The sequence below is a fragment of the Bradyrhizobium genosp. L genome, assembly GCF_015624485.1.
Taxonomy (GTDB): Bacteria; Pseudomonadota; Alphaproteobacteria; order Rhizobiales; family Xanthobacteraceae; genus Bradyrhizobium.
This window is the reverse complement of sequence record NZ_CP061378.1, coordinates 1,558,563-1,581,732: the sequence shown is the minus strand read 5'-3', so window position 1 is coordinate 1,581,732 and position 23,170 is coordinate 1,558,563. Positions and strand designations below refer to the sequence as shown.

Sequence of the window (23,170 nt, the reverse complement as noted above, 5' to 3'; positions counted from 1 at the left end):
GGCGTATTGCTCAGGCCGTCTTGCGCTGCTTCGCCGCAAGTTGCGCTGCGATCTCTTCCTCGACCTCGCGCAGACGATCCTTGCCGAAGAAGATCTCGTCACCGACATAGAACGTCGGCGAGCCGAACGAGCCACGCGCCACGGCATTGCCGGTGTTCTCGATCAGCTTCTTCTTCACGTCGTCCTGCTGGGCGCGGGCGCTGATGCGGTCGATGTCGAGGCCGGAAGACAGGAACGCCTCGCGGAATACCTGCGGATCGTCCATCTTCTTGGGCTCGGACCACATGTGATGATAGGCGGCGCGGAAATACGGCTCGAACAGCCCTTCGAATTCCGCGGCCACGGCGCCGCGCATCAGCGCCAGCGTGTTGACCGGGAAGAACGGGTTCGACCTGAACGTCGTGATGCCATGGCGGCGCAGGAAGCGCTCGGTCTCGAGCGCGTTGTATTCCGGCTTGTTCTTGATGCCGAGCAGCGACTCGCCGGGCGACATGTTGCCGGTCGCCTTGTAGACGCCGCCGAGCAGCACAGGGACGTATTCGAACTTCACGCCGGTGCGCCGCTCGATCTCCGGCAGCACGAGCTCGGCGAGATAGGCGTTGGGACTTCCGAAATCGAAGTGGAATTCGACCTTCAGCGGAGCAGCCATCGAACGCCCTACCCTTGCGAGATGCGGCGGTGCCGTACCGCCGGGTTGATCGTGGCCGGACATTAAGTTCTATTTTAGAACTGTCAATATGATATTTATCATCCCATATCACTCCGAAAGGCATCCTATTGAAATGTCGTAAGTTCTGTTTTAGAATTTTGTTTGCAATGCAGTGACGGATCGCTGGAGACATCGATGAAATGGGATGCCCTCGAGGAGCAGCCGTGCTCGCTGGCCCGCACGGTGGCCGTGATCGGCGATCGCTGGAGCCTGCTGATCCTGCGCGAATGTTTCCTGCGCATCCGCAGGTTCGATGATTTCCAGGCGTCGCTCGGGATCACGCGCCATCTGCTCGCCGACCGGCTGAAGAAGCTGGTGCGCTTTGGCGTGCTACGCAAGATTCCGTATCAGGACGCGCCGAAGCGCTACGAGTATATCCTGACGCAGAAGGGTCTCGACCTCTATCCGGTCATCATGTCGATCGTGCACTGGGGCGACATCCACATGGTCGATTCGCGCGGCCGGCCGATGCTGCACGAACACAAGACCTGCCAGAAGATGTTCGACCCCATCATGGTCTGCTCGGAATGCGGCGAGCCGCTGAGCGCGAAGGCCGTCCACGTCCATCGCGGCCCCGGCGCGCAGAAATCCTCACCGGTGCACGCCAAGGCGCAGGAGCGCGCCAGGAAAACCGTCGAGCAGGCTTAGCCCTTCATTGAGAGACTGGCGCAGCCCATCGTCGACCGCTTCGTCCGCGGGGTCGATCAGCCCGGCTCGAAAGTGTCGCTACTTGACCAGCGTCGCGCCGGTCTCCGGATGCTGCAGCCAGCCGAGCAGCGCGGCGTGGAAGCGCGCCGGCGCCTGGATCTGCGGGGAATGGCCGAGGTCGGGAAATTCGATCAGCTGCGCATGCGGAATCCGCTTCGCGGCTTCCTTGCCCAGCACCGGGTAGTTGCCGAGCGTCTTGCGGATCTCCGGCGGCGCGGTGTCCTTGCCGATCGCGGTGGTGTCCTTGTCGCCGACCACGAGCAAGGTCGGCGGCTTGATCTGTTCGAACTCGTAGAACACCGGCTGGGTGGCGATCATGTCGTAGAGCCGCGCCGAGCTCGACGCCACCGCCGCGCGGCCCGGACCGCGATACATGCCGGCCAGCATCTGCACCCACGTCTCGTAGGACGGATCCCAGGTATCGGCATAATACGTCGCGCGCTCATAGGCGCGGATGCCGTCCGCGGTGACGCGCGTCTCGCGCTGCATCCAGCCGTCGAGGCTGAGCCACGGCACGCCCTTGGCCTTCCAGTCCTCCAGCCCGATCGGATCGACCAGCACCAGCCGGTCGACGGCGTCGGGATACATCAGCGCATAGCGCATCGCCAGCATGCCGCCGGTGGAGTGGCCGACCATGATCGCATGCTCGATCCCGAGCGAAGCCAGCAGCGCGCGGCTGTTGCCGGCCAGCTGCTGGAAGGTGAATTGATAGCCCTCCGGCTTCGACGATTTGCAGAAGCCGATCTGATCCATCGCAATGACGCGGTAGCCGGCGCCGCTGAGCGCCTTGATGGTGCCGTCCCAGGTCGCGGCGCAGAAATTCTTGCCATGCAGCAGCACCGCGGTCTGCCCGTTCGGCGTCGCCGGCTTGACGTCGAGATAGGCCATGTCGAGCTCGTGGCCCTGCGAGCTGAAGCGATAATGCGCGACCGGATAAGGATAGTCGAAGCCCTGCAGCTCCGGTCCGTAAGCCGGTTCGTTCGTCGATTGCGCGAGCGCATTGGATGCGCCGAATATGACGATCGCAGCAACGGCAACATGAAACAGGGCTTTGGGGTGCATCTTAGGAGATCCAGACGTGAGGTTGATCTGGCGCTGCCGTAGCCGATCGGATCGGCGCCATCCAGCGTCCCTCCGATGATTTGTTCGTGATCCGGCCGCGAGACGCCGCTACACCGGATCGAAGGCGCGGATCGGCGGCAGATTGCCGTTGAAGCGCTCGACCTCGACGGTGGTGAGCTGGCCGGTGCAGCCCTGCGCAAAGGACGAGGTGCCGATGTCGCGCGTCAGCACGTTCGGATTGCCGTGCACGCAGAGCGGCGCCTCCTCCTCGGGATCAACAGGGTCGTACCAGGCCCCGGTCGGCAGCTGCACGACACCGGGTGCGATGCCGTCGGTGACATGCACCGCCGCGAGGCAGGCGCCGCGCGCGTTGAACAGGCGGATGATGTCGCCATCCCTGATGCCGCGTACCTCCGCGTCGCGCGGGTTCATGCGCGCGACCTCACGGCCGCGATGCTTGGCCGCGGTCGAATGCCCGCCGAAATCGAGCTGGCTGTGCAGCCGCGTCGCCGGCTGGTTGGCGACGAGGAAGCAGGGAGAACCCGGCGTCGGCACGTCGGTCTTCTCGAGCCAGACCGGATGGCCCGGACAATCCGCATCGCCATGGCCGGCGATCTTCGCCGAGAAGATCTCGATGCGCCCGCTCGGCGTCGGCAACGGCCGGGCCACCGGATCCTCGCGGAAGCGGCGCAGCGTGCCGCCGTCGTCGAGCTGTTGCGGCACGACCAGGCTGCCGCGCTCCCAGAACGCCTCGAAATCAGGCGCTTCGAGCCCCTGCCCGGCCAGCGACTTGCGGGTCGGCTCGTAGAGATGCGCCAGCCATTGCCGCGCGGTGCGCCCTTCGGTGAAAGGCTCGCGCGCGCCGAGCCGCTCGGCGAGATCCGCGAAAATCTCGTAGTCGTCGCGCGCCAGCCCGAACGGTTCGGCGATCCGGTGCATCGCGACAACAAGCGGATCGTTGGTGGAATAGCCGATGTCCTCGCGCTCCAGCGTCATCGTCGAGGGCAAGACGATGTCGGCATGGCGCGCGGTGGCGGTCCAGGCCAACTCATGCACCACCAGCGTATCGACCCTGGCAAACGCCTTGCGCAGGCGGTTGATGTCCTGGTGATGGTGGAACGGATTGCCGCCCGCCCAGTAGACCAGACGGATATCCGGATAGCTGCGGGTCTCGCCATTGTAGCGATAGCTGCCGCCTGGATTGAGCAGCATGTCGGCGATGCGCGCCACCGGAATGAAATCGGCGACGCCGTTGCGGCCCTGCCCGAGCGTCGGCCCCGGCACGGCATTGACGCGACGGCCGTAGTAGCCGATCGCGCCCAGCGAATAGGCGTAGCCGCCGCCGGGCAGGCCGATCTGGCCGAGCGCTGCCGCCAGCACCATGCCCATCCACACCGGCTGTTCGCCATGCTCGGCACGCTGCAGCGAATGCGAGACCGTGATCAGCGCTCTACGCCCGGCGAGCCGGCGCGCGAGCTTTCGGATAGTCTGCGCGCCGACGCCGCAGATCGCGGCCGCCCATTCCGCGGTTTTCGGCTGACGGTCGGTATCGCCCATCAGATAGCGCAGGAACACCGGCCAGCCCTCGGTGTAGCGATCGAGGAAGGCCTGGTCGTGCAGGCCTTCGCTGACCAGCGTGTGGACGATGCCGAGCATCAGCGCCGTGTCGGTGCCGGGCACCGCCGTCATCCATTCGGCACCGGCCTCGACAGGCAGATCGTCGCGCAGCGGGCTCACCAGGACGAACTCGCAGCCGCGCCGGCGCGCCGCCGCCATGGCGCCGCGCTCGACGTGCTTGCTGATCGAGCCGCCGGCGACCATCGAGTTCTTCAGCGCCATGCCGCCGAACGCCAGCACGATGTCGGTCTCGGCCGCGATCTGCTCCCAGGTGACGTTGCGCTTGGTGATGTCCTCGTAGCCGGTGAGGATCTGCGGCAGCAGCACCGAGGACGCGCCCGACGAATAGGTGTTCACTGAACGCACATAGCCGCCGAGCGCGACGTTGAGGAAGCGATGCACCTGGCTCTGCGCATGGTGGAACCGGCCCGCGCTGGACCAGCCGTAGGAGCCGCCGAACACCGCGCCCGGGCCGCGCGTGTCGCGAATCCGCGTCAGCTCGCCACCGAGCAGGTCGAGCGCCTGCTCCCAGCTGACCGGGACGAATTCATCACGGCCGCGACGGTCGTCGGGCCCGGGCCCGCGTTCGAGCCAGCCGCGACGGATCGCCGGCTGCGCGATCCGCGCCTGGTGGCGCAAGGCCGCGGGGAAATTGTCGATGATGCGGTTCGGATCGGGATCAGCGGCATACGGCCTGACCTCGAGACCGTCCTTGCGCAGACGCGCCGAGAACACACCCCAATGCGACGTGTGCGGCTTGAAGCCGTCGGACAGGTCGAGGCCGGGATCGGGATAGCCAATCGTTTCGGTCATTCGGCGACGTCCTGATTGCGAAACGGCCAGTTTTAGCCGCTACCGCGTGACTCGCAATGCCGAAAGCAACGCCGACCAAGCCTCAGGACAGTCCCTTCCTCAACCGGAGCCGGTCTTCGAGCCAGTCGAATATCAATTCATTGGCCAGGGTCGGGTTATCGATATGCCCCTGCATCGCCGCCGTCTCGGCACGCCGGAACATGACCAATCTCGCATCATGATGGATATTGGCGAGCTGATTGCCGAATTCGATCAGGGCGTTTGGAAGCAGCCAGCCGCCTTCAGCCGCCGTGACAAGCAACGGGCAATCGATACCGCGTGAAATCGCGTTGGGCTCGTCGAGGCACGTGCTGCGCCGATGGCCGGCGTGCCGGAAGAAGAAGCTTCTCTCATGCGCATCCCAGATTCCCGCGTCGCAAACGGCCGCGGCGAATCGGGCGTCGCTTGCCGCCGCGCGAGCGACCACAGATGAACTCCACGCATCTGCGACGATGGCAATCCGGGTGCTGTCGACGCCGGGCTTCTCCGCCAGATAATCGAGGATCTGGCTCATGGCGGCTTCGAACTTCCGGCCCTCGAGCGGCTCCGGCGGCAAAGTCGTCTCAGTGCCCAGCATGTCCACCGTCAGAAGCGAGAGACCGCGTTCGTTCGCATGATTGGCGTACTTCGCGATCAGTTCTTCCTTGTACGAACCGGGCTCGCCGACGCATACGATCACGGGCCCATTATCGCGAAACGAGGACGGCAAATAGTACGCTTGCAGCGAGACGTCGTCCGTCCAGGGAATCGAAAGCACCTGGCCTTCCGGAACCCGGCTCTTCAAGAAGCTGCTTGCGCATCGCCGCATGCCGTCGACGGCGTATTGCAGGAGGTTGCTGGAAGATCCAGGCGGCCTTGCGGCTGCGTGAAAATAGGTGATTGCCCGGAGCCAATTCCGACGCGCGGTGATCAAGTTGCCGTTGGCGTGGGACTGCTCAGCCCTCTCTTCGTTCAGCTCGGCGGTCTTGATCCACTCCTCGGACCAGGAGCTCTCCGAGCAAAGGTCGATCCTGCTCAACGTCAGCCAGCATTCGGAAACCGTTGCGCCGCCCTCTTGCGCGGCGGCCAGGACCCTGACGAACTCCGCCGACAAATCCTCGCGATCCGGCCAGAACGGCCAGCCTTTGTCATCGAACTCGACGCTGCTTGACGAGGCGCCCCGCGCCCCACATTGACCATGCATTTCCCGTCAACCCGTGCGCTTCTCGTAGCGGTTTCCTGATCCTAATGCCTCGAGGGCAAGCCGACGATTTTGCTTGAGGTGCCGACCGCCTTCAGTGCAGCTCGGCGAGCGCGCGTCTCAATATCGAGCACCGTGACGACACCTTCCGGCAATGCACGGTCGGTCAACATCGCTAAGGCTGAAGTAATCGGCGTGAACGAATTGTGCGGCAATTGTTTCCCCTGCGACTAGCAGCGCACCTCGCTCCCCCGTTACGCGCTTCAGATCGAGTGCGCAGTATTTGCTTGTTTAATAGGAGTCGTCCGTCGGTCACAATCGACGATATGGCGATACAGGAATGCATTGCGCTTATGCCTGTCGCGAGCTGGTTGCGCGCAATCATCTTGACCGGCGAGCATTCACGGAATCGCGAGACTTGAGAGATCGGTCATCACTCGTTGGTGACCTCGCGGCAGGACTGCACACCGCACCGGGCCCCTGCGCGATCGCAACGCTAGAGCGGAACGGCGTCGGCATTCTTCGCCAGGTAGTTCTGCAGTGCCAGTGCTCGATCGCTGGACCTGACGAAGCGTTCGGCAAGGTCGAGGAACAGCGAGAACTCCGTGTCGTTCATGCAGTCGAGCCAGACGTTGTTGATCTTCGATTGCATGGGCGCGAGCGAGTCCAGGAGCTCACGGCCGCGGGGCGTGACGGTCAGCCTGGTACGGCGCCGATCCCCGAGGTCTTCGGCCTTCTCGACCAATCCAAGTTCGGTCAGGTGCTGGATCGTTTTCGTGACGCCCGCGCTCGTCAAACGGAGGTGCTCGGCGACGGTCACGAGGAAGACGTCACCTCTCGCCTCGAGATGACGAATCGTCGTCAAGATCGTGTACTGCATGCTCGCGATCCCGACGCGTGCTGCATAACCCTGGATCAGGTCATGATGGCGCAACGACAAGGAATGCAAGCAGCCCGTCAGGCGCTCGAGCGCGGGTTCGGCAGCCCTCGCACGACGGCCGGGTCGAGCGGCCGAGCGAAACGCCGTCGAGAGGGCTCTGCGGTGACGGCCTGATTTTGCAGTTGTCTTCGGCATGCCGAGCGACGCTTCCCGATCCGAGCCGCAATTACATGATATGGTCATATAAAAAAGACCCCTTATTTCGTCCAGCGAGATCGTGCCGCGTTGCTCGCATCTGCCGTCACTATTCGGTGTGCCGGGCCTGCGTAAGCGAAACCGAGATTGCGAAACCGTAATGATGCGCTTGTCGAACCGGGTTCGGCACTTGCCGAACTGGGTTCGGCACTTGCCGAACTGGGTTCACCGACCACGGAGGCAGCGCCCAAACAAAAAACCTCCGGCAGGGCATTGCCGGAGGCTTTCGGAGGTTAGTACACGAAGATTTCTCCTCGTCATCGGCGGCTAAGCCGATAACCTGATCTTAGCTGATCAAATCATGTTAGTAAATTATATATTTGGTTTCGTATTAACGAAAAAGCCCCGGCGATTTTCCGCCGGGGCCTTGTTGGTATCGTGATCAGATCAACCGGTGTTACCAGTTGCGCTGAGCGCGGAGCAGCAGGGTGACCGTATCCTGGTCCTTCAGCTCGTACACGGCAGCCGGTTTGCCGACCGCGCCGCTGGCGGAAGTGATGGTGCCGGCGAACTTCTGATCCAGGTGGGTATAGGTCAAGTCAGCCGAGAAGGTCAGGTTCTTGACCGGGGTCCACTGGGTCTGGGTACCGATCTGCGAGATGTTGTAGTCCGGGTTGCAGGAGGTCAGGCCGGCCGTCCCGAAGGTTGCGCCGAACGAACCACCCACGCCGGAGCCGGTCGGACCGCAGATGTAGGACTTGGCCGTGCCGGTGTAGGAGATCCCGGCATAGGCACCGTAGATGCTGGTGTTCCAGTTCGGATTCCAGTTGTGGACGTAAGCACCACGGAAGCCCCAGGTCTGCACCAGCTGCTGCTGGCCACCGGCGATGAACACGCTGTCCGGCGCGATGCCGAACCCGACGCTCTGGTAGGCGCCAGGCAGGTTGGTGCCGCCGAAGATGGTGTTGCCGCCGGCCGAGGCAGCGAGATCCTGGATGTTGTAGCGCGTCGCACCGTCGGTGTAGACGCCCTGCACGTTGATGGTGTCGCCAGGTCCGGTCGGGATGTTCTTGATCGACAGGGCCAGCTGACCGGCCCAGCCCCACTTGTCGTCCGGATGACCGGTGACTTCGGTGGCGCCGTAATAGGCCGCGTGGTTGTCATGCGCCGCGAACGACGCCTGGAACAGACCCCAGGCCTGGTCGACACGGAGACTTGCGACGAGGTCCGGCGAGATCGTGCCGGCATAGTCGCTGGTGCCCCACGCACCACCGGCGCTGATGTTGTTCACGCCGGCCTGGTAGTAGGCCGCCTGATCCTGAGCCGACAGAGAGAGCGACACGCCGTTGCCGAACTGCGCGGTATAGGTGAACTGGTTCACGCCCGTGATCGTGCCGCCGCCGCCGACGAGGCTGTCGACGCTGTTGCCCGGATAGTTGGCCCACGGAGCGGAGAACTGCGAGACCGCTTTACCGATCGTGAAACCGGCGAACTGGATGAAGGCGTAGTACACGCCGACCGTGCCGTAAGCGACGTTGCCGGCACCGGCGTTGGCGCCCGCAGAGCCCGGGGCGACCGTGCCACCGCCACCGAGCGGCGAATAGACGGTCGCGCCGGCGGCCGCGTTGTTCGCGCCGTAGCTATCCGTCGTCCACGAGAACGTCGCGTCGAAATAGGTACGGACCACACCGTATTCGGTCTGGGTGCGCGTATCGACGTTCAGGTCTTCACGCGAACGCCAGGTGTAACCGTTGGTGAAGCGATTGTTGGCGCCGGCAGCGCCCGAGGTGTTGCCGGTCGCGTCCGAGTTGGTGTTCGCCAGCACGTCAACGCGCAAATAGCCGCCCAGCTTGATGCAGGTGTCGGTGCCCGGAATGTAGTAGAAGCCGGGACCATAGAGCGAGCAAACCTTCACGTATTCGACCGCCTTGGCCTTGACGGGAAGGTCGGCCGCCTGGGCTCCGCCGACCGCGATGAGCGTCGCCGCAGAGCCGAACAAAAGGCCCTTAACCATCTTCATTGTCGTCCTCCAAGTGATGCCCTGCCCGCTGGCAAAGCGACAAAACTACCCCGTCCCGAAAACCGCTGCCCCGCAGCGACTTTCGAGATGCCAGTGGTCGATTAGGCCACCTTAGGTATGAGACGGTGGGTGCCCCCCTCCGCCACCACGCGACTATGCATTAGGTATTCACGTGTTCAACTTATATTAGTAAGTCATTCTATGTTTGATGCCGCCATGTGACATTCAGGCAACGCCCGCAGACGTGAACATTTTCGCCGACCGAGCTTCAAAACGAGCCGGATATCTGTGAAAATGATTCATTGCGAAGGAAAGCCATGAACGAGCGCAAATCGACCGACAAGCTGCAGGATGCGGCCGAGCGACTGGCCTGGGAGATCGTGTCGACCTCCACCCGCCTCGACGAGTTGCGCGGCATCTGGGCCAAGATGATTGGAATCACCGGCCCGCAATGGATGATCATGATGGTTCTGGCGAACGCCGAGGACCGCGCCGTCGGCCTGCCCGTCGGGGCCGTGTCGCGGGCCCTGCGCGTCGATCAGTCGTTCGTGGTGACGCAATCGAAATTGCTCGAGAAGAAGAATCTTCTGCGCCGGAAAACCTCCACCGAGGATGCCCGCGTCGTGAACCTGTCGCTGACCGACCACGCGCACAAGCAGATGGCGAGCCTGTCCTCGCAGCGCAGGGAGCTGAACGAGTTCGTCTATGCGGACCTCGATCTCAAGGAGCTGCTCCAGCTGACCGGCAAGATGAACGCGATCAAGACCCGCCTGGAAAAGGCGATCTTGAGAATCTCGGTCGATCTTTGAAGAGCTCGCTGGCTGCCCTGCGCTACGGTTGAGACGACAGCGCCGTGCTCGGCAGCGGCGCGAACTGCATCTCCGCAAACGCGGATCCGGCGTAGGCAGTGGCGATCAAGATCATGATCCTGACGACGACGAACATGGTGCCTCTCCTCTTTTGATCCTTGTCTCCAATGCCTGAGAGTCGTTGCCGGCGGATGAGGAAACCTGGTTGCCGCGATCTTGCGCGTATTGGTGAGCGAAGGGTTTATTGGCCGCATTCACCAAGCAGGAACCGTATCGCACGATCGTTCGCGACCCTGAACGCGACCTTCACCATCGCGATGGCATCGTCGCCTCAATCAAGAAGGCGCGATTTCAGATGCCCATTTTCAGGACTTTTCTTGCCGCCACAGCGGCGTGTCTTGCTTTTTTGTACGTCTACGATGCGTGTTCGCGCATTGGCGGCCCTGCGGCGCTCGCAGTCGCCGACATCGTTGCGAGCCGATGGCCGGCCGCAGATGAATTCCGTACTGCCGCCGACGCCCGTCCCGCGGCATCCGTCGACCCGACACCGGCCGCACGCGTTAGGGAAACGTTTGCGATGTTCATCCCACGCGACGACAGGCGCTCGAATGCGACGGCGCGGCCTCTGACGGCATCGGCAAGACCGCAGGGCTAAGGCCCGCGGAATCGCCGCGGTCCACGCCACTCATATCTAATTCATATCGCACGACGCAGTTTTGGATATTTGACCGGTTTCCGGCAACATGTATCGCTCCGGCGAAGCATGCTTGATCAACTGCGATCGAGCAGTGCGAGGTGCGTTGGCAGGCCCGGCCCGTTGGCCCGATGCCGAGCCAGGCAATTGCGATTTACTGTCTGCGGACAGACGGCGGAGACATGGTGTTGCGAAGCGGAATCCACGACCCGAATTTTTGCCGATGCGCCTTGTCCGTGAGAACTCTCCCGTGACCAGCGCCACCGCAGTCTCCGTCCCTGCGCCTCCGCCGCTGCAACTGGCTTCGCTTTCGGATGGCCCGTTATCGTTCCGTTCGCAGGGCGACGGCGAGGCCGTCGTGTTCCTGCACGGTCTGCTCGGCAGCTCGAAAAGCTGGGCGTTCCAGTTTGCGCAGCTCTCGCAGAATTACCGCGTGATCGCCTGGGATGCTCCGGGGTTCGGACAGTCCGCGCTGGTCGACGCCTCGATCGATGCATATGTCGAAGCGTTGCGCGAATTCGTCGCCTATGTCTGCGGTCCCACCATCTCGCTGGTCGGGCATTCCATGGGCGGAACGGTTGCTACACGCTTTGCCGCATGGTTTCCGGAGCGCGTCTCGCGTCTCGTGCTGTCGTGCTCGCATGCCGGTTACGGCGAGCCTGAAACCGCACCGATGCCCGAGAAATTCGAGAACCGGATGCGCGAGTTTCATGCGATCGGTCCGGCAGCCTATGGCGTCAACCGCGCGCGCGATCTGCTGCCCGCCTCCGTCCCCGTCAGCGTATTCGGTCATGCCGCGGAGATCGCCTCGGAGATCAATCCGGAAGGCCTGCGTCGTGCGACGCGGATGTTGCAGCGCGCGGACAACCGGCCATTGTTGCCCACGCTGAACATGCCGGTCCTGATCCTGACCGGCGAAATGGACACCGATGTCAGGCCGAACCTGAAGGCGGACCTGCTCCGGCTGACACACGCGAGCCGGCACGTCGAAATGCCGGGCCTCGGCCATGCCCCCTATTTGCAGGCCCCGGATTACTACAGCGGCCTCATTGCGGGCTTTCTGTCGGAACCGCAGCACGCATAAGGAGCAGATCTTGATCGGCCTCCTGATCGGCATTGCCATCGTTGCCGTCGCCGCGGCGATGATCGTGCGGAATTATCAGCCGCAGACCGTCCTGCTGCTGGCCGGGCTGATCCTGCTGGCATCGGCCGCGATCCTGTTTCCCGAACAATTCGCGCTGCATCACAAGGCCAAATCGAGCGGATGGACCGGGTTCGACGTCTTTGCCGTCGTCAAGGACTCCCTTGTCGCGCAGCTCAGCGGGATCGGGCTGATCATCATGGCCGCCGCCGCGTTCGCCGACTACATGGATCATATCGGCGCCACCGCCGCGATGGTGCGGCTATGCATCAAGCCGTTGCAGGCGATCAAGGCGCCACATCTCGTGGTGGCGCTGAGCTATGTTCTCGGCCAATGCCTTCACATCGCCATTCCGAGCGCTGCCGGGCTCGCGATGCTGCTCTTGGTGACCTTCTTTCCGATGATGGTCTCGCTCGGCGTCAGCAAGCCTGCCGCCGCGGCCACGATTGCGCTGTGTTCGTTCATGGATCTCGGACCGGCGGTCGGAACGGCAAATCTCGCCGCCAAGACCGCCGGGCTCGCGCCGACAATCTATTTTGTGCAGTACCAGCTTCCGGTCGTCGCGTGGGTCGTGCCGGTCGTCGCGATCCTGATCTTCGTCACATGCCGCTCCTTCGACGGCAAAAGCGACGTCTCCGTCGCGGAGGCAACATCCGAGGCAGCGCAGGGCGCGGAGATCCGAAGCGATGCGCCCAACCTCTATGCGTTGCTGCCGCTGGTTCCGATCGCGCTGATTCTGCTGTTCAGCCCACTGCTCGTGAAGGACATCAGCATCGACGTCGTCACCGCAATGGTGATCGGCGCGGTGGTCGGCCTCGCCTGCGAGCTTTGCATCAAGCGCGACGTCCGCGGCGTCCTGAAGGGTTTTCAGGTCTTCTTCAACGGCATCGGCTCGAGTTTCGCCAGCGTCGTTTCGCTGTTGGTCTGCGCCGATGTCTTCGCGCAGGGCGTCGAGGCGATCGGCGCGGTGGACTTCTTGATCGCGTCCGCGCGCAACGCCGGCTTCGGCGTCGATACGATGTCCGTGGTCATGACGTTGATCGTGGCGGTGACCGCCGTGATCACCGGGTCGGGCGTCGCGGCGTTCTTTGCATTCTCGGGCCTCGCGCCCGGTATCGCGACCAAGTTCGGGGTCAGCGCGGTCACGATGCTGCTGCCGATGCAACTGGTTGCGGCGATGGGGCGGGCCATTTCCCCGGTGTCCGGGGTCATCGTGGCGGTCAGCAAGGCCGGCGAATGCGCGCCGTTCGATATCGTCAGGCGCACCGTGATCCCGGCCCTCGGCGGGATGATCACGATGATGGTCGTCAACTATCTCCGCAATGGTTGATCTGATCGGTTAAGACCCTTTCGCCTTTCTGGTGCGGCCTGCCTTGAGCGCCTTGCCCTGGCTGATCGTGAGCCCGATGAAATCGGTGACGATGGGACGCTCTTCGTCTCGCCTGTAGACCAGGGTCAGCGGTGCAACCAGCGACGGCGCATCCAGGATCGGACAATAGGCGATGCCTTCCTGCCGGACCTCCCGGATCGAGGCCGGGACCAGCGAAATGCCGACACCGGCCGCGACCAGGTTGATGCTGATCAGCATCTGCTCGACCTCGGCGACGACGAGCGGCTCGAAGCCCGCTTTGTAGCAGGCATCGATCACGTTGCTGTACATGCCGGGAGCGGCGTGGCGGCGCACCAGGATCATGCGCTCGCCGGCCAGCGCCCGCAGCGGCACCGGTGCGTTGCCGCCCGATGCCTTGCGTTTGACGAGGTGATGATCGATCGGCAGCGCGATCAGCATGTTCTCCCGGGTCAGCTCCTTGAAGATCAAATCCGCCGGTCGCGCGACGGCCGCGCGAATGATGGCGACCTGCACGTCCCGGCGCAGCAGCGCTTCGGTCAGGCCGGCGGCGCTGCTCGCGCGCAACTCGAGCGCGACGGCGGCATGACCGTCGGCATAGGCGCGCAACATCCGCGTCACGCCCGGATGCAGCGAAGCCGAGGTGGTCAGGCCGATCGCGATCCGGCCGCGCTGGCCCATGGCGGCCGCGCGGGCGCGCACCATGGCCCGCTCGGCGCCGCTCAGCACCGCGCGCGCCTCCTCGAGAAATCCTTCACCGGCCGGCGTCAGCTCGACACCACGCGGCAGGCGCGTGAACAGCTTCGCGCCGAGTTCTTTTTCCAGTGCGTGGATCTGCTGGCTGAGCGGAGGCTGCTGCAACCCGAGCCGGGCTGCCGCACGCGTCATGTGCCGCTCTTCAGCGATCGCCAGAAAATAGCGGAGATGGCGCAGTTCCATTTGCAGACCGATATCTAAAACATATGGATCACAGTGTTACAGTATATTTTACAACATGTCTCCTGCTTGCTCTACTGCAACCCAAGCGAGGTCCGGAAATGGACTCGCAGGGGCCGCCGACGGCACAGCCGCGGCGCGATAGGGGCAGGGGGACGTCATGCCGAACTCAATCGGTCGTGGTCTTGGCGCGCGCAAAAGCAAGCCGGACAACGGCATTCGTGCAGCGCGGGTCTGGTCGATCGCATCCGCGACGATCGCGGCGACGTGGATACTGGCCGACAGTCCCGCTTTTGCGCAGACCGCCGACAATCCGATCGAGCTCCTGTTCGTCGGCAACAGCTTCACGCATGGACGATATCCGCCGGCGCTCAATTACAATGCCGGCCCTGGCAACTCGACGAATCCCGGCGTCGTCCACGATCTGCTCTGCCCATCGCTGACGGCGTCGGGCGCCTGCTCGTCGGGTCCGGAGGCGGTGGCTCCGGTGACGCCGACATCGGCCAACACGCCCGGCGGCACCTTGCCGGGACAGTTGACCTATCTGCAAAACCATCCCTCGTCGCAATATTCGGAGGTCGGGCCATTCTCGGGCGTCGCCGGTGTGTTCCTGCAATTCACCAAGGAAGCCGGTCTGCACTACGACGTTTCGCTGGTGGCCGTCAGCAGCGCCACGCTGACGGGATACCTCTCAAATGCCGGCAGCGAAGCCGGCATGCTTCCGCTGATCGCGAATTCGAAGTGGAATCAGGTCGTGATGCAGGACCAGAGCTTCCGGCCGCTGCCCACGACCGTCATGGTCAATGGCGTGGCGGTGCCGACCCGTGGCAATCCCTCCGGCTTCGTGTCCGGCATGACCGGCCTCGTCAACGCCATCGACGCCGCGGACGCATCGGCCGGCAAGTCGAATGCCGCGATCACCCTGGAGCAGACCCAGCCGCTCGCCTCCTACGGCTATACGAGCAGCAACCCGAGTGCGCCGCTGTTCGGCAGCAGCACGCCGGCGCAGAACGGCAACAATCCAGCCTATGCGCCGTATGTCGGCGCCGCCAATCCGATCGCCCAGATGGCCTCGGATCTGCACAACGCCTACAGCAATGCAGCCGCCGCCTATAACGCCGCGAATCCAACCAAATCGAACGTCAGCGTCGCATTGTCGGGCGACGCCTGGGTCAGCGCGATCAATCTCGGCATCGCGGTTCAGAATCCGTATCTGGCGAACAACCCTGCCAACCAGATCAACCTGTGGGACAGCAATCCGCTCACCGCGTGCTGCACCACGCCGATCGGCTATCATCCGAGCGCCTACGGCGCCTATCTCGATGCCATGACGCTGTTCTACAAGATCACCGGCATCGACCCGGTCCTGCTGGCCTCCGAAGCCAACCCGAACGATCCGGCGTTCGCGTCATCGGCCGCGAATGCATTGGGCATTTCGGCATCGACGGCGCAGCTACTCGCGATCGCGGCCGCCGACACCGTGCGGGCCGGCGGGCCCGTCTCGACCTATGAACTGCAAGTCGGCACCATCTGGGCACCGCTCGGCGGCAGCAGCGGGCTGATCAAGGACAGCTCGGGCCTGGTGACGTTGCTCGGAGCGAACACCTACACCGGCGCCACTACCATCGCCGGCGGCATCCTGCAGGTGAACGGCTCGATCGCGTCGTCCAGTCTCACCACGGTGAACGCCGGTGCCGCGCTGATCGGCACCGGCACCGTCGGCAATACGCAGGTCAACAGTAGTGCGATGTTCGCTCCCGGCAACGGCACGGCGGGATCGTCGATGACGGTCTCCGGCAATCTCGCCTTCCAGTCCGGCGCGATCTATCTGGTCCAGGTCGGCCCGTCCGCGGCTTCGCTAGCGAAGGTCACCGGCACCGCCACGCTCGGCGGCGGCACGGTGAATGCGTTCCTCACCTCCGGCAATCTTGCCAAGCAGTACACCATCCTCACTGCGAGCGGCGGCATCTCCGGGACGTTCGCGACGACAGTGACCACCAACCTTCCCGGAACGGTGCAGAGCACGCTGAGCTACGACGCCAACGACGTCTTCCTCAATCTCGGCCTGAACTATGGCGCGTCCGGGCAGCTCAACGGCAATCAGCAGGCGGTCGGCAATGCGCTCGGCGCCTTCTTCAATCGCACCGGCAGCATTCCGCTCGGCTTCGGCGCGCTGACCCCGGGCAACCTCAGCCAGGCCTCCGGCGAGAGCGCCACCGGCTCGCAGCAGACCACCTTCGACGCGATGACCCAGTTCATGGGAATCCTGACCGATCCGTTCGCCGACGGCAGGGGCAATGTGACCAATCCCGCACCGGGCTACACGGAGGAAGCAACAGCCAACGCCTATGCCGCAAAGAAGAACGAGTCCAACGCGGCGCGTGACGCCTATGCCATGTTCACCAAGGCGCCGATCCGCGATGTCTATGACGCGCATTGGAGCGTGTGGGCGGCAGGCTTCGGCGGCTCGCAGACCACCGACGGCAACGCGACGCTCGGCTCGAGCAGCGCGACGAGCAGCATCGCGGGAACGGCGGTCGGTGCCGATTATCGCTTCTCTCCGTTCACGGTTGCGGGCTTCGCGCTCGCCGGCGGCGGCACCAGCTTCAGCGTCGCGGGCGCCGGCAGCGGTCGGTCCGATCTGTTCCAGGCCGGCGCCTTCGTCCGCCACACGATCGGTCAGGCCTATGTCACCGGCACCCTCGCCTATGGCTGGCAGGACATCACGACCGACCGGACCATCGCCATTGCGGGCATCGACCATCTGCGCGCCGAGTTCAATGCCAATACCTGGTCGGGACGCCTCGAAGGCGGTTATCGCTTCGTCGCGCCGTGGATCGGCGGCCTCGGCATCACGCCCTATGCGGCCGGCCAATTCACCAGCTTCGACCTGCCGGGCTACGCCGAGCAGGTCCTGTCCGGCAGCGGCACCTTCGCACTCGCCTATGGCGCACGTGACGTCACGGATACCCGCAGCGAACTCGGCATCCGCACCGACAAGTCCTTTGCCGCGGCGAATTCGGTCGTCACCTTGCGCGGACGCATTGCCTGGGCGCACGACTACAATCCGGATCGCACGGTCGCCGCCACCTTCCAGTCGTTGCCCGGCGCGTCCTTCGTGGTCGGCGGCGCGGCGCAGGCCCGCGATGCCGCATTGACCACCGCCGGCGTCGAGCAGCGATGGACCAACGGTTTCTCGCTCGCCGGCACCTTCGAGGGAGAATTCTCCAACGTCACCCAGAGCTACGCCGGCAAGGTCGTGGCGCGCTATACCTGGTGAGCGGGCAGCGTCTCTCCTGAAACTGAGCGGGGTGGTCCGTCCGCCCCGCTCATTTTTTCGAGAATCTAGATCTTGTGCTCATAGAGCAGCCGGGCGCGGATCGTGCCTTCCAGCCCGCGGATATCGGCGAGGACGCGCTGGCTGTCGGCTGCCGAGGCGTCGGCATCGAGCACGACGTAGCCGACGTCATTCGCCGTCTCGTAATATTGCGCGGCGATGTTGACCGAATGCCGGGCGAGCACTTCGTTCAAGCGGCCGAGCATGCCCGGCACGTTGCGCTGAACCTGGATGAACCGCGTTCCCAGGGCGCGGGCCGGCAACTGCACCTGGGGGAAGTTGACCGCGCCCATGGTCGAGCCGGTGTCGCTGTAGTCGACGAGCTTGCGCGCGACCTCGGCACCGATGCGCTCCTGCGCCTCCTCGGTGGAGCCGCCGATATGCGGGGTCAGGATGACGTTCGGAAGCCCCTGCAACGGCGACTCGAAGCGATCCGCATTCGACTTCGGCTCGACCGGGAACACGTCGACGGCGGCACCGCGGAGCCGGCCGTCGCGCAACGCCTCGGCCAGCGCGTCGAGATCGACCACCGTGCCGCGGCTGTTGTTGATGAAGAAAGCCCCGCGCTTGATCGCCGCGATCTCGTCGCGGCCGATCATCCCGGCGGTGGCCGGCGTCTCCGGCACGTGCAGGCTCACGACATCGCTCGAGGCCAGCAAATCGTGCAGCGTCGCGGTCGGCTCGGTGTTGCCGTGGCGGAGCTTGTCGGTGTGATCGTAGAAGATCACCCGCATCCCCATCGCTTCCGCGAGATAGGAGAGCTGCGAGCCGATATTGCCGTAACCGACGATACCGAGCGTCTTGCCGCGGACCTCGAGGCTGTCATTGGCGGACTTGTCCCAGCGCCCGTCATGGGCGGCATTGGAGCGCGCGACGATGCGGCGGAACAGGAACACGATCTCGCCGATCACGAGCTCCGCGACGCTGCGGGTGTTGGAGAACGGCGCATTGAACACCGGAATGCCGCTGCGGCGCGCGGCGTCGATTTCAACCTGGTTGGTGCCGACGCTGAAGCAGCCGATCGCGATCAGCCGGTCCGCGGCCTCCAGGACCTCTGGCGTGATCTGGGTTCGCGAGCGGATACCGAGGATGTGGACGCCCTTGATGGCCTCCTTCAGCGCATCGCCCTCCAGCGCCTTCGCCAGCCGCGTCGTGCTGGAATAGCCGGCAGCCTCGATCAGCTCGACGGCACTGTCGTTGACGCCTTCGAGCAGCAGGACCCGGATCTTGTCCTTGGCGAGCGAGAACTGGGGAGAATGATTGGTGTCCACGGTGCCGGCGTCCTTCAGCGCGTTCCAGCGTACATATCGCGTGCGCCGCCTTCTAACCCATCGGACGGCGGGTTCAAGGCACTTCCGCCGCTCGCACCCACTATTCGGCGCGCAAACAGATGGAACGGTGCCCGAAGGTGCTTGCTGGCAAAACTTCGAAAACAACCCCATGCAAAGGGGCCGGCGGCCCGGCAGTCGATCAGGCAACTTGACACGTCGGGCAACTCAGGGGCACTATTCCAATATTCCGAAATCATGCAGATGCCCCGCCGCGGCGAGCGATTGCCTGCGCGTGGCCAGACATGCGCGCGTTCAGCGCGCGTGCAAGCAACTATCGACAGGACATATCGACATGACCACCGCACCTGAAATCACCGCACCGGCGACGATCGCCGCAACCGACCAGACCCAATCCCAGACCGACAGCCAAGCCGCCACAGTGCCGCGGGTCAAACTCTCGCCGCGCGGCTTCTTCATCGACCACCCGGAGCGCGAGCTCGGCGAGGCGCTGATGGCGAACGCGCTGGGCGTCGCCGACCGCGAGGCGATGCACGGCATCCTCCGGCAATTGGTCAAGGCGAGCACGAGCGGCGGCAGGCGCGACCAGACCAACCTCTCCTTCATGGTCGCGATGGTGAAAAGCATTCGCCCGCGGGATTCCGTCGAGGCCATGCTGGTGGCGCAGATGGTCTCGGTGCATGTGATGGCGATGCGCTGCGCCCAGCACCTCGCCAATGCCAACGACCTCGCGCAGCACGACAGCGCCGCGCGCGCCCTGGGCCGGCTCGCCCGCACCTTCCCGGCGCAGCTCGAGGCGCTCAACCGCTACCGCAGCCACGGCGAGCCCGCCATCACCGTGCAGAACGTCAAGGTGGAGGACGGCGGCAAGGCCATCGTCGGCAACGTCACCCAGCATGCAAGCGTGATCGTGTCCGACAAGCCGGCGACATCCGCGGCGCTGAAAGCGCGAAAGACCACGGGCGCCAGGCAACGGCGCCATTGCGCCGATACCGGGCGAGACGCACAGGCATGAGCGATCACACGCCCGACACCGGCCCGATGCTGGCGAGCCCGCGTTGTGGTGCCAAGACCCGTGCGGGCGGCGCGTGCCGCTCGCCGGCGGTGCACGGCAAGAAGCGCTGTCGCATGCACGGCGGCGCCAAGGGCTCGGGCGCGCCGAGGGCAAACCGGAACGCGCGCAAGCACGGGCTGTTCACCAGGGGTGCGATCGCGGAGCGGAGAGAGATACGGGTGTTGTTGGGGGAAGCGCGGAGGATGCTGGCGAGGATGAGATGATTGGCTTTCGCAAATGGCGCGCGTTAACAGCGTGGGCACCGGCCATCAACAGTCGGCGCGAGCTCGCTGAGCAACAATTGCTCCTCATCAATGGGACAATATCTTGTCGAGGAACGACTGCGCGCGATCCGAGCGAGACTGCGGATGACCGAAAAATTCGTCGGTCGAGCAATCCTCCACCACTTCGCCCATATCCATAAACACCACGCGGCCTGCGACGCGGCGTGCAAATCCCATTTCGTGAGTGACGACCATCATGGTCATGCCGTCGTCCGCTAGCGCCGTCATGACATCGAGAACTTCATTGATCATTTCCGGATCGAGCGCCGACGTCGGCTCGTCGAACAGCATGATCGCCGGATCGAGCGCCAGCGCTCGCGCGATCGCAATGCGCTGCTGTTGCCCGCCCGAAAGGTTCATGGGATAAGCCGCCTCCTTTTCTCTCAGGCCAACCCGATCGAGCAGACGCCTTGCTCGCTCTCGCGCTTCCTCGACCTCGCGTTTAAGGACAACACGTTGCGCAAGGCAGATGTTTTCGATCACGCTGAGGTGCGGGTAGAGCTCGAAATTCTGGAACACCATGCCAACGCGTTTCCGCAGATCCGTAGCGCGCCGAGCTTTGCTTCCGACCTCGATGCCGTCTACGAGAATTTGGCCGTGCTGATAGGGTTCGAGTGCGTTGACGCATTTGATCAGCGTGGATTTGCCAGAACCGGACGGTCCGCAAACCACGACCACCTCTCCGCGTGAGACCGTCATATTGACATCGCGAAGCACATGATGTGCGCCATAATACTTGTTGACGCGCTTGAACTCGATCATCGGGCGAAGGTCCTTTTTAGCTTTTGCACGCCGGCTGTCGCAGCAAGACAGATCAGGTAATAAACCAGACAGGCAAACGTATAGGATTCGATCAGTCGGCCGTCCCGGTTCGCGATGATCGACGTCGCGGTCAAGAAGTCATGCAGCGAGACGACAAAAACCAGCGACGTGTCCTGAAACAGGATGATCGCCTGGGTGAGGAAAATCGGTATCATCGCGGTGAACGCTTGCGGAAGGATCACATAGCGCAGCGCCTGCGCCCGGCTCATGCCGCTGGCCAGTGCCGCGTTCAATTGTCCTGCGCGAACGCTTTTCAAACCCGCCCGGAGGATTTCGCTGTAGTAAGCGCCCTCGAACAGCGTGAAGGCGACGATCGCCGAGGTCCAGGCGCCGACCGGTCTCCCCAAGATCAAAGGCACCATGAAATAGAACCAGAAGATCACGAGGATCAGGGGGATCGCCCGAAACAGGAAAACGTAGGTGTCGACCACGTAGTTGCCGATGGCGCCAGTGAACAGCCGGACCAGGGCAAGCGCGGTGCCGACGGCAAGTCCGCCGATAACGCCGGCCAATGTCAGGATCAGGCTGAGCAGCAGACCGTCGAAGAGAAAGCCGGCATTCCGCACGATGAAGGCATAGTCGAGCATCAGGGTCATACCGCAACGGGCAAGGCCAGGGTCCGTTGCAGGCGGACCATGGCCAGATTGAGAACGAACGCGACCAGCACATAGAAGGCCGTCGCGGCACCAAATGCTTCAAAGCCGTGAAAGGTGAAGTTTTCGATTTGCCGGCTCTGTGCCGTCAGTTCGAGCACGCCGATGGTCAAGGCCAACGACGAGTTTTTGACGATGGACAAAAATTCCGAAGTCAGTGGCGGCAGGATGATCCTCAGCGCCTGAGGCATGACGACGTACCGCAGGGCCTGCGCCCGGTTCATCCCGGTTGCGTCGGCAGCCATCCTCTGCCCGCGCGGAACGGCCTGCAACCCGGCCCGAAATAACTCCGCCAAACGGCCGGACGTATAGAACGCGAGCGCCAGCACGGCGGTCCAGAACTCGGGATTGGGGAGATCTCGCTTGAACCACAGACCGAGCCTGGCAGGCAGCAGTTCCGGTACCACGAAGAACCACACGAACATCTGCAGCAGCAATGGAATATTACGAAACACGGAAACGTAAAAGCCGGACAGGCGTCGTACCCAGTTCGACGAAGAGGTGCGCGCAATGCCGATTGCAGCTCCGAGCGGCAACGCGATGAGCCAGCCCGCGATCGACAACCCGACCGTCCAGCCAAGTCCCGTCAGCAACCAGCCGGCATAGGGATCCCTGATCAAGAGACCCCAATTCCATTGATAGTTCATGACGCCGCGCCTCGCCCTTCTATCGCTGAGAACAGCACCACGCCTGCCGGCCTGTCGTCATTCGGAAATGGCTTCGATCTTGAACATCGCGTCGACCTCACCCTCGATCGGCGCTCCGTAGGGGGTGATCCATTGGTCATAGAGTTTCTGAAGTTCGCCGCTGGCCAGAAGCCGGGCAATTGTCACGTTGATGATGGTCAAGAGTCCCGAGTTGTTCTTCCCAACCATGAAAGCGACCTGCTCGAACGACAGCGGCTTGCCGACGATTGCAAAATCATCCTTGTTTTGCGCCGTGCGGAGTACGCCGCCGAGCAAGATGGTATCATTGACGAATGCGTCGACCCGCTGCGAGTTGACTGCAAGAAGCCCTTCCGCATTGTCCCGGACCTGAAGTACCCGGGCGTTTATCTTGTCCCGATCCAATGCGGCGCGCACGTAGCGCTCGGCCGTTGTGCCTGCGGCAAGCGCGACGATCTTGCCGTTAAGGTCTGACAGATCCTTGATGCCTGATGTCTTTTTTGTCAGAAGCCTGCCCTCGGCGAGCGCGACGGCGTAACTGAAGTCGACCTGCTCTTGACGTGCCAACGAATTGACGGTGGTGCCGCATTCGATATCGACCGTTCCGTTGGCGATCAGCGGAATCCGCGTTTGCGGCGTCACCGGTACGTATTTGATATCGATGTGAGGAATGTTGAGCTTGCGGCCGATCTCCTGCGCGATCTTGTTGCAGATGTCGATGGAATAGCCGCTCGCCTGCTTGCCCTCGTTGAGATACGCGAATGGCGCCGCGCTCTCGCGAAATCCGATCGTGACAGCCTTGGATTGCCGAATGCGCGTCAGTGCAGTATCGACTTCCTCTCCGCGCGCCAGCGCGGGTAGTAGACTTGCGACAACAAGGGTCAGCAAACCAAACCTTCTAACGAACATCTCGCG

20 protein-coding genes are annotated in these 23,170 nt (G+C 63.5%); 8 read left to right on the top strand and 12 right to left on the bottom strand.

Annotated features, from left to right (window positions below; genetic code table 11):
- Positions 1 to 10 precede the first annotated feature (10 nt).
- The gene (locus IC762_RS07420) at positions 11 to 649 is read right to left on the bottom strand and encodes a 2-hydroxychromene-2-carboxylate isomerase (protein WP_195788139.1); all 639 of its coding nucleotides are present in this window, start codon (positions 647 to 649) and stop codon (positions 11 to 13) included.
- Positions 650 to 844: 195 nt separating this feature from the next.
- Here IC762_RS07420 and IC762_RS07415 point away from each other — a divergent pair, with 195 nt between their 5' ends.
- Positions 845 to 1,357, top strand: coding sequence for a winged helix-turn-helix transcriptional regulator (locus IC762_RS07415; protein WP_195788137.1), 513 nt, complete (start codon positions 845 to 847; stop codon positions 1,355 to 1,357).
- 78 nt (positions 1,358 to 1,435) lie between these two features.
- Here the strand turns inward: IC762_RS07415 and IC762_RS07410 are convergent, their stop codons facing one another.
- The 5 genes from IC762_RS07410 to IC762_RS07390 form a co-directional block, all read right to left on the bottom strand.
- Positions 1,436 to 2,479 carry an alpha/beta fold hydrolase gene (locus tag IC762_RS07410; RefSeq protein WP_195788135.1) on the bottom strand — a complete coding sequence of 348 codons (1,044 nt, stop codon included), beginning with the start codon at positions 2,477 to 2,479 and terminating at the stop codon, positions 1,436 to 1,438.
- 108 nt (positions 2,480 to 2,587) lie between these two features.
- Positions 2,588 to 4,909: a molybdopterin guanine dinucleotide-containing S/N-oxide reductase gene (locus IC762_RS07405; protein ID WP_195788133.1), complete on the bottom strand. Its 2,322-nt coding sequence runs from the start codon at positions 4,907 to 4,909 to the stop codon at positions 2,588 to 2,590.
- Positions 4,910 to 4,991: 82 nt separating this feature from the next.
- Positions 4,992 to 6,131 carry an alpha/beta hydrolase gene (locus IC762_RS07400; RefSeq protein WP_195788131.1) on the bottom strand — a complete coding sequence of 380 codons (1,140 nt, stop codon included), beginning with the start codon at positions 6,129 to 6,131 and terminating at the stop codon, positions 4,992 to 4,994.
- A 493-nt stretch (positions 6,132 to 6,624) separates the two neighbouring features.
- The gene (locus IC762_RS07395; RefSeq protein WP_195788129.1) at positions 6,625 to 7,008 is read right to left on the bottom strand and encodes a MarR family winged helix-turn-helix transcriptional regulator; all 384 of its coding nucleotides are present in this window, start codon (positions 7,006 to 7,008) and stop codon (positions 6,625 to 6,627) included.
- A gap of 652 nt (positions 7,009 to 7,660) precedes the next feature.
- Positions 7,661 to 9,223, bottom strand: coding sequence for a porin (locus tag IC762_RS07390; protein WP_195788127.1), 1,563 nt, complete (start codon positions 9,221 to 9,223; stop codon positions 7,661 to 7,663).
- Between the two features lie 317 nt (positions 9,224 to 9,540).
- Between IC762_RS07390 and IC762_RS07385 the strand changes: the two genes are divergently transcribed.
- From IC762_RS07385 to dcuC, 4 genes are all read left to right on the top strand, one after another.
- Positions 9,541 to 10,032, top strand: a complete 492-nt coding sequence (locus IC762_RS07385) for a MarR family winged helix-turn-helix transcriptional regulator (protein ID WP_195788125.1) — start codon at positions 9,541 to 9,543, stop codon at positions 10,030 to 10,032.
- 244 nt (positions 10,033 to 10,276) lie between these two features.
- Complete coding sequence (locus tag IC762_RS07380) at positions 10,277 to 10,687, top strand: hypothetical protein (protein WP_246801462.1); 411 nt, start codon at positions 10,277 to 10,279, stop codon at positions 10,685 to 10,687.
- A gap of 289 nt (positions 10,688 to 10,976) precedes the next feature.
- Complete coding sequence (locus IC762_RS07375; RefSeq protein ID WP_195788123.1) at positions 10,977 to 11,810, top strand: alpha/beta fold hydrolase; 834 nt, start codon at positions 10,977 to 10,979, stop codon at positions 11,808 to 11,810.
- Entirely contained in the window at positions 11,734 to 13,197 is a 1,464-nt protein-coding gene (gene dcuC, locus IC762_RS07370) for a C4-dicarboxylate transporter DcuC (protein WP_210338421.1), read from the top strand. The genes IC762_RS07375 and dcuC overlap by 77 nt, the downstream gene beginning before the upstream one ends.
- Positions 13,198 to 13,206: 9 nt before the next feature.
- Here dcuC and IC762_RS07365 read toward each other — a convergent pair whose 3' ends face one another.
- Positions 13,207 to 14,103 (bottom strand): LysR family transcriptional regulator, encoded by an 897-nt coding sequence (locus IC762_RS07365; protein ID WP_246801460.1) that lies wholly within the window; start codon positions 14,101 to 14,103, stop codon positions 13,207 to 13,209.
- A gap of 208 nt (positions 14,104 to 14,311) precedes the next feature.
- On the opposite strand from IC762_RS07365, the gene IC762_RS07360 reads away from it, so the two are divergent.
- Positions 14,312 to 17,431, top strand: coding sequence for an autotransporter outer membrane beta-barrel domain-containing protein (locus IC762_RS07360; protein ID WP_195788119.1), 3,120 nt, complete (start codon positions 14,312 to 14,314; stop codon positions 17,429 to 17,431).
- 65 nt (positions 17,432 to 17,496) lie between these two features.
- Here the strand turns inward: IC762_RS07360 and serA are convergent, their stop codons facing one another.
- On the bottom strand, positions 17,497 to 18,759 hold the full coding sequence (gene serA / locus IC762_RS07355) for a phosphoglycerate dehydrogenase (RefSeq protein ID WP_195788117.1): 1,263 nt from the start codon (positions 18,757 to 18,759) through the stop codon (positions 17,497 to 17,499).
- 352 nt (positions 18,760 to 19,111) lie between these two features.
- Here serA and IC762_RS07350 point away from each other — a divergent pair, with 352 nt between their 5' ends.
- Positions 19,112 to 19,792, top strand: a complete 681-nt coding sequence (locus IC762_RS07350; RefSeq protein ID WP_195788115.1) for a hypothetical protein — start codon at positions 19,112 to 19,114, stop codon at positions 19,790 to 19,792.
- The gene (locus tag IC762_RS35550) at positions 19,789 to 20,055 is read left to right on the top strand and encodes an HGGxSTG domain-containing protein (RefSeq protein ID WP_349629749.1); all 267 of its coding nucleotides are present in this window, start codon (positions 19,789 to 19,791) and stop codon (positions 20,053 to 20,055) included. The genes IC762_RS07350 and IC762_RS35550 overlap by 4 nt, the downstream gene beginning before the upstream one ends.
- An 87-nt stretch (positions 20,056 to 20,142) precedes the next feature.
- On the opposite strand, the gene IC762_RS07345 is transcribed toward IC762_RS35550, so the two are convergent.
- Genes IC762_RS07345 through IC762_RS07330 form a run of 4 tightly spaced genes read right to left on the bottom strand, consistent with a single transcriptional unit; the run spans position 20,143 to position 23,143 of the window.
- Positions 20,143 to 20,877, bottom strand: a complete 735-nt coding sequence (locus IC762_RS07345; protein ID WP_195788113.1) for an amino acid ABC transporter ATP-binding protein — start codon at positions 20,875 to 20,877, stop codon at positions 20,143 to 20,145.
- The gene (locus tag IC762_RS07340; protein WP_210338420.1) at positions 20,874 to 21,533 is read right to left on the bottom strand and encodes an amino acid ABC transporter permease; all 660 of its coding nucleotides are present in this window, start codon (positions 21,531 to 21,533) and stop codon (positions 20,874 to 20,876) included. The genes IC762_RS07345 and IC762_RS07340 overlap by 4 nt, the downstream gene beginning before the upstream one ends.
- Positions 21,530 to 22,237, bottom strand: coding sequence for an amino acid ABC transporter permease (locus IC762_RS07335; RefSeq protein WP_195788109.1), 708 nt, complete (start codon positions 22,235 to 22,237; stop codon positions 21,530 to 21,532). The genes IC762_RS07340 and IC762_RS07335 overlap by 4 nt, the downstream gene beginning before the upstream one ends.
- Before the next feature lie 57 nt (positions 22,238 to 22,294).
- Positions 22,295 to 23,143 (bottom strand): amino acid ABC transporter substrate-binding protein, encoded by an 849-nt coding sequence (locus IC762_RS07330; protein WP_195788107.1) that lies wholly within the window; start codon positions 23,141 to 23,143, stop codon positions 22,295 to 22,297.
- Positions 23,144 to 23,170: the final 27 nt, after the last annotated feature.

Excerpts from the sequence above, each read along its gene's own strand:
- IC762_RS07420 (WP_195788139.1), bottom strand. The coding sequence starts at position 649 with ATGGCTGCTCCGCTGAAGGTCGAATTCCACTTCGATTTCGGAAGTCCC.
- IC762_RS07415 (WP_195788137.1), top strand. The coding sequence starts at position 845 with ATGAAATGGGATGCCCTCGAGGAGCAGCCGTGCTCGCTGGCCCGCACG.
- IC762_RS07410 (WP_195788135.1), bottom strand. The coding sequence starts at position 2,479 with ATGCACCCCAAAGCCCTGTTTCATGTTGCCGTTGCTGCGATCGTCATA.
- IC762_RS07405 (WP_195788133.1), bottom strand. The coding sequence starts at position 4,909 with ATGACCGAAACGATTGGCTATCCCGATCCCGGCCTCGACCTGTCCGAC.
- IC762_RS07400 (WP_195788131.1), bottom strand. The coding sequence starts at position 6,131 with ATGCATGGTCAATGTGGGGCGCGGGGCGCCTCGTCAAGCAGCGTCGAG.
- IC762_RS07395 (WP_195788129.1), bottom strand. The coding sequence starts at position 7,008 with ATGCAGTACACGATCTTGACGACGATTCGTCATCTCGAGGCGAGAGGT.
- IC762_RS07390 (WP_195788127.1), bottom strand. The coding sequence starts at position 9,223 with ATGAAGATGGTTAAGGGCCTTTTGTTCGGCTCTGCGGCGACGCTCATC.
- IC762_RS07385 (WP_195788125.1), top strand. The coding sequence starts at position 9,541 with ATGAACGAGCGCAAATCGACCGACAAGCTGCAGGATGCGGCCGAGCGA.
- dcuC (WP_210338421.1), top strand. The coding sequence starts at position 11,734 with ATGCCCCCTATTTGCAGGCCCCGGATTACTACAGCGGCCTCATTGCGG.
- IC762_RS07365 (WP_246801460.1), bottom strand. The coding sequence starts at position 14,103 with ATGACGCGTGCGGCAGCCCGGCTCGGGTTGCAGCAGCCTCCGCTCAGC.
- IC762_RS07360 (WP_195788119.1), top strand. The coding sequence starts at position 14,312 with ATGCCGAACTCAATCGGTCGTGGTCTTGGCGCGCGCAAAAGCAAGCCG.
- IC762_RS07350 (WP_195788115.1), top strand. The coding sequence starts at position 19,112 with ATGACCACCGCACCTGAAATCACCGCACCGGCGACGATCGCCGCAACC.
- IC762_RS35550 (WP_349629749.1), top strand. The coding sequence starts at position 19,789 with ATGAGCGATCACACGCCCGACACCGGCCCGATGCTGGCGAGCCCGCGT.
- IC762_RS07345 (WP_195788113.1), bottom strand. The coding sequence starts at position 20,877 with ATGATCGAGTTCAAGCGCGTCAACAAGTATTATGGCGCACATCATGTG.
- IC762_RS07340 (WP_210338420.1), bottom strand. The coding sequence starts at position 21,533 with ATGACCCTGATGCTCGACTATGCCTTCATCGTGCGGAATGCCGGCTTT.
- IC762_RS07335 (WP_195788109.1), bottom strand. The coding sequence starts at position 22,237 with ATGAACTATCAATGGAATTGGGGTCTCTTGATCAGGGATCCCTATGCC.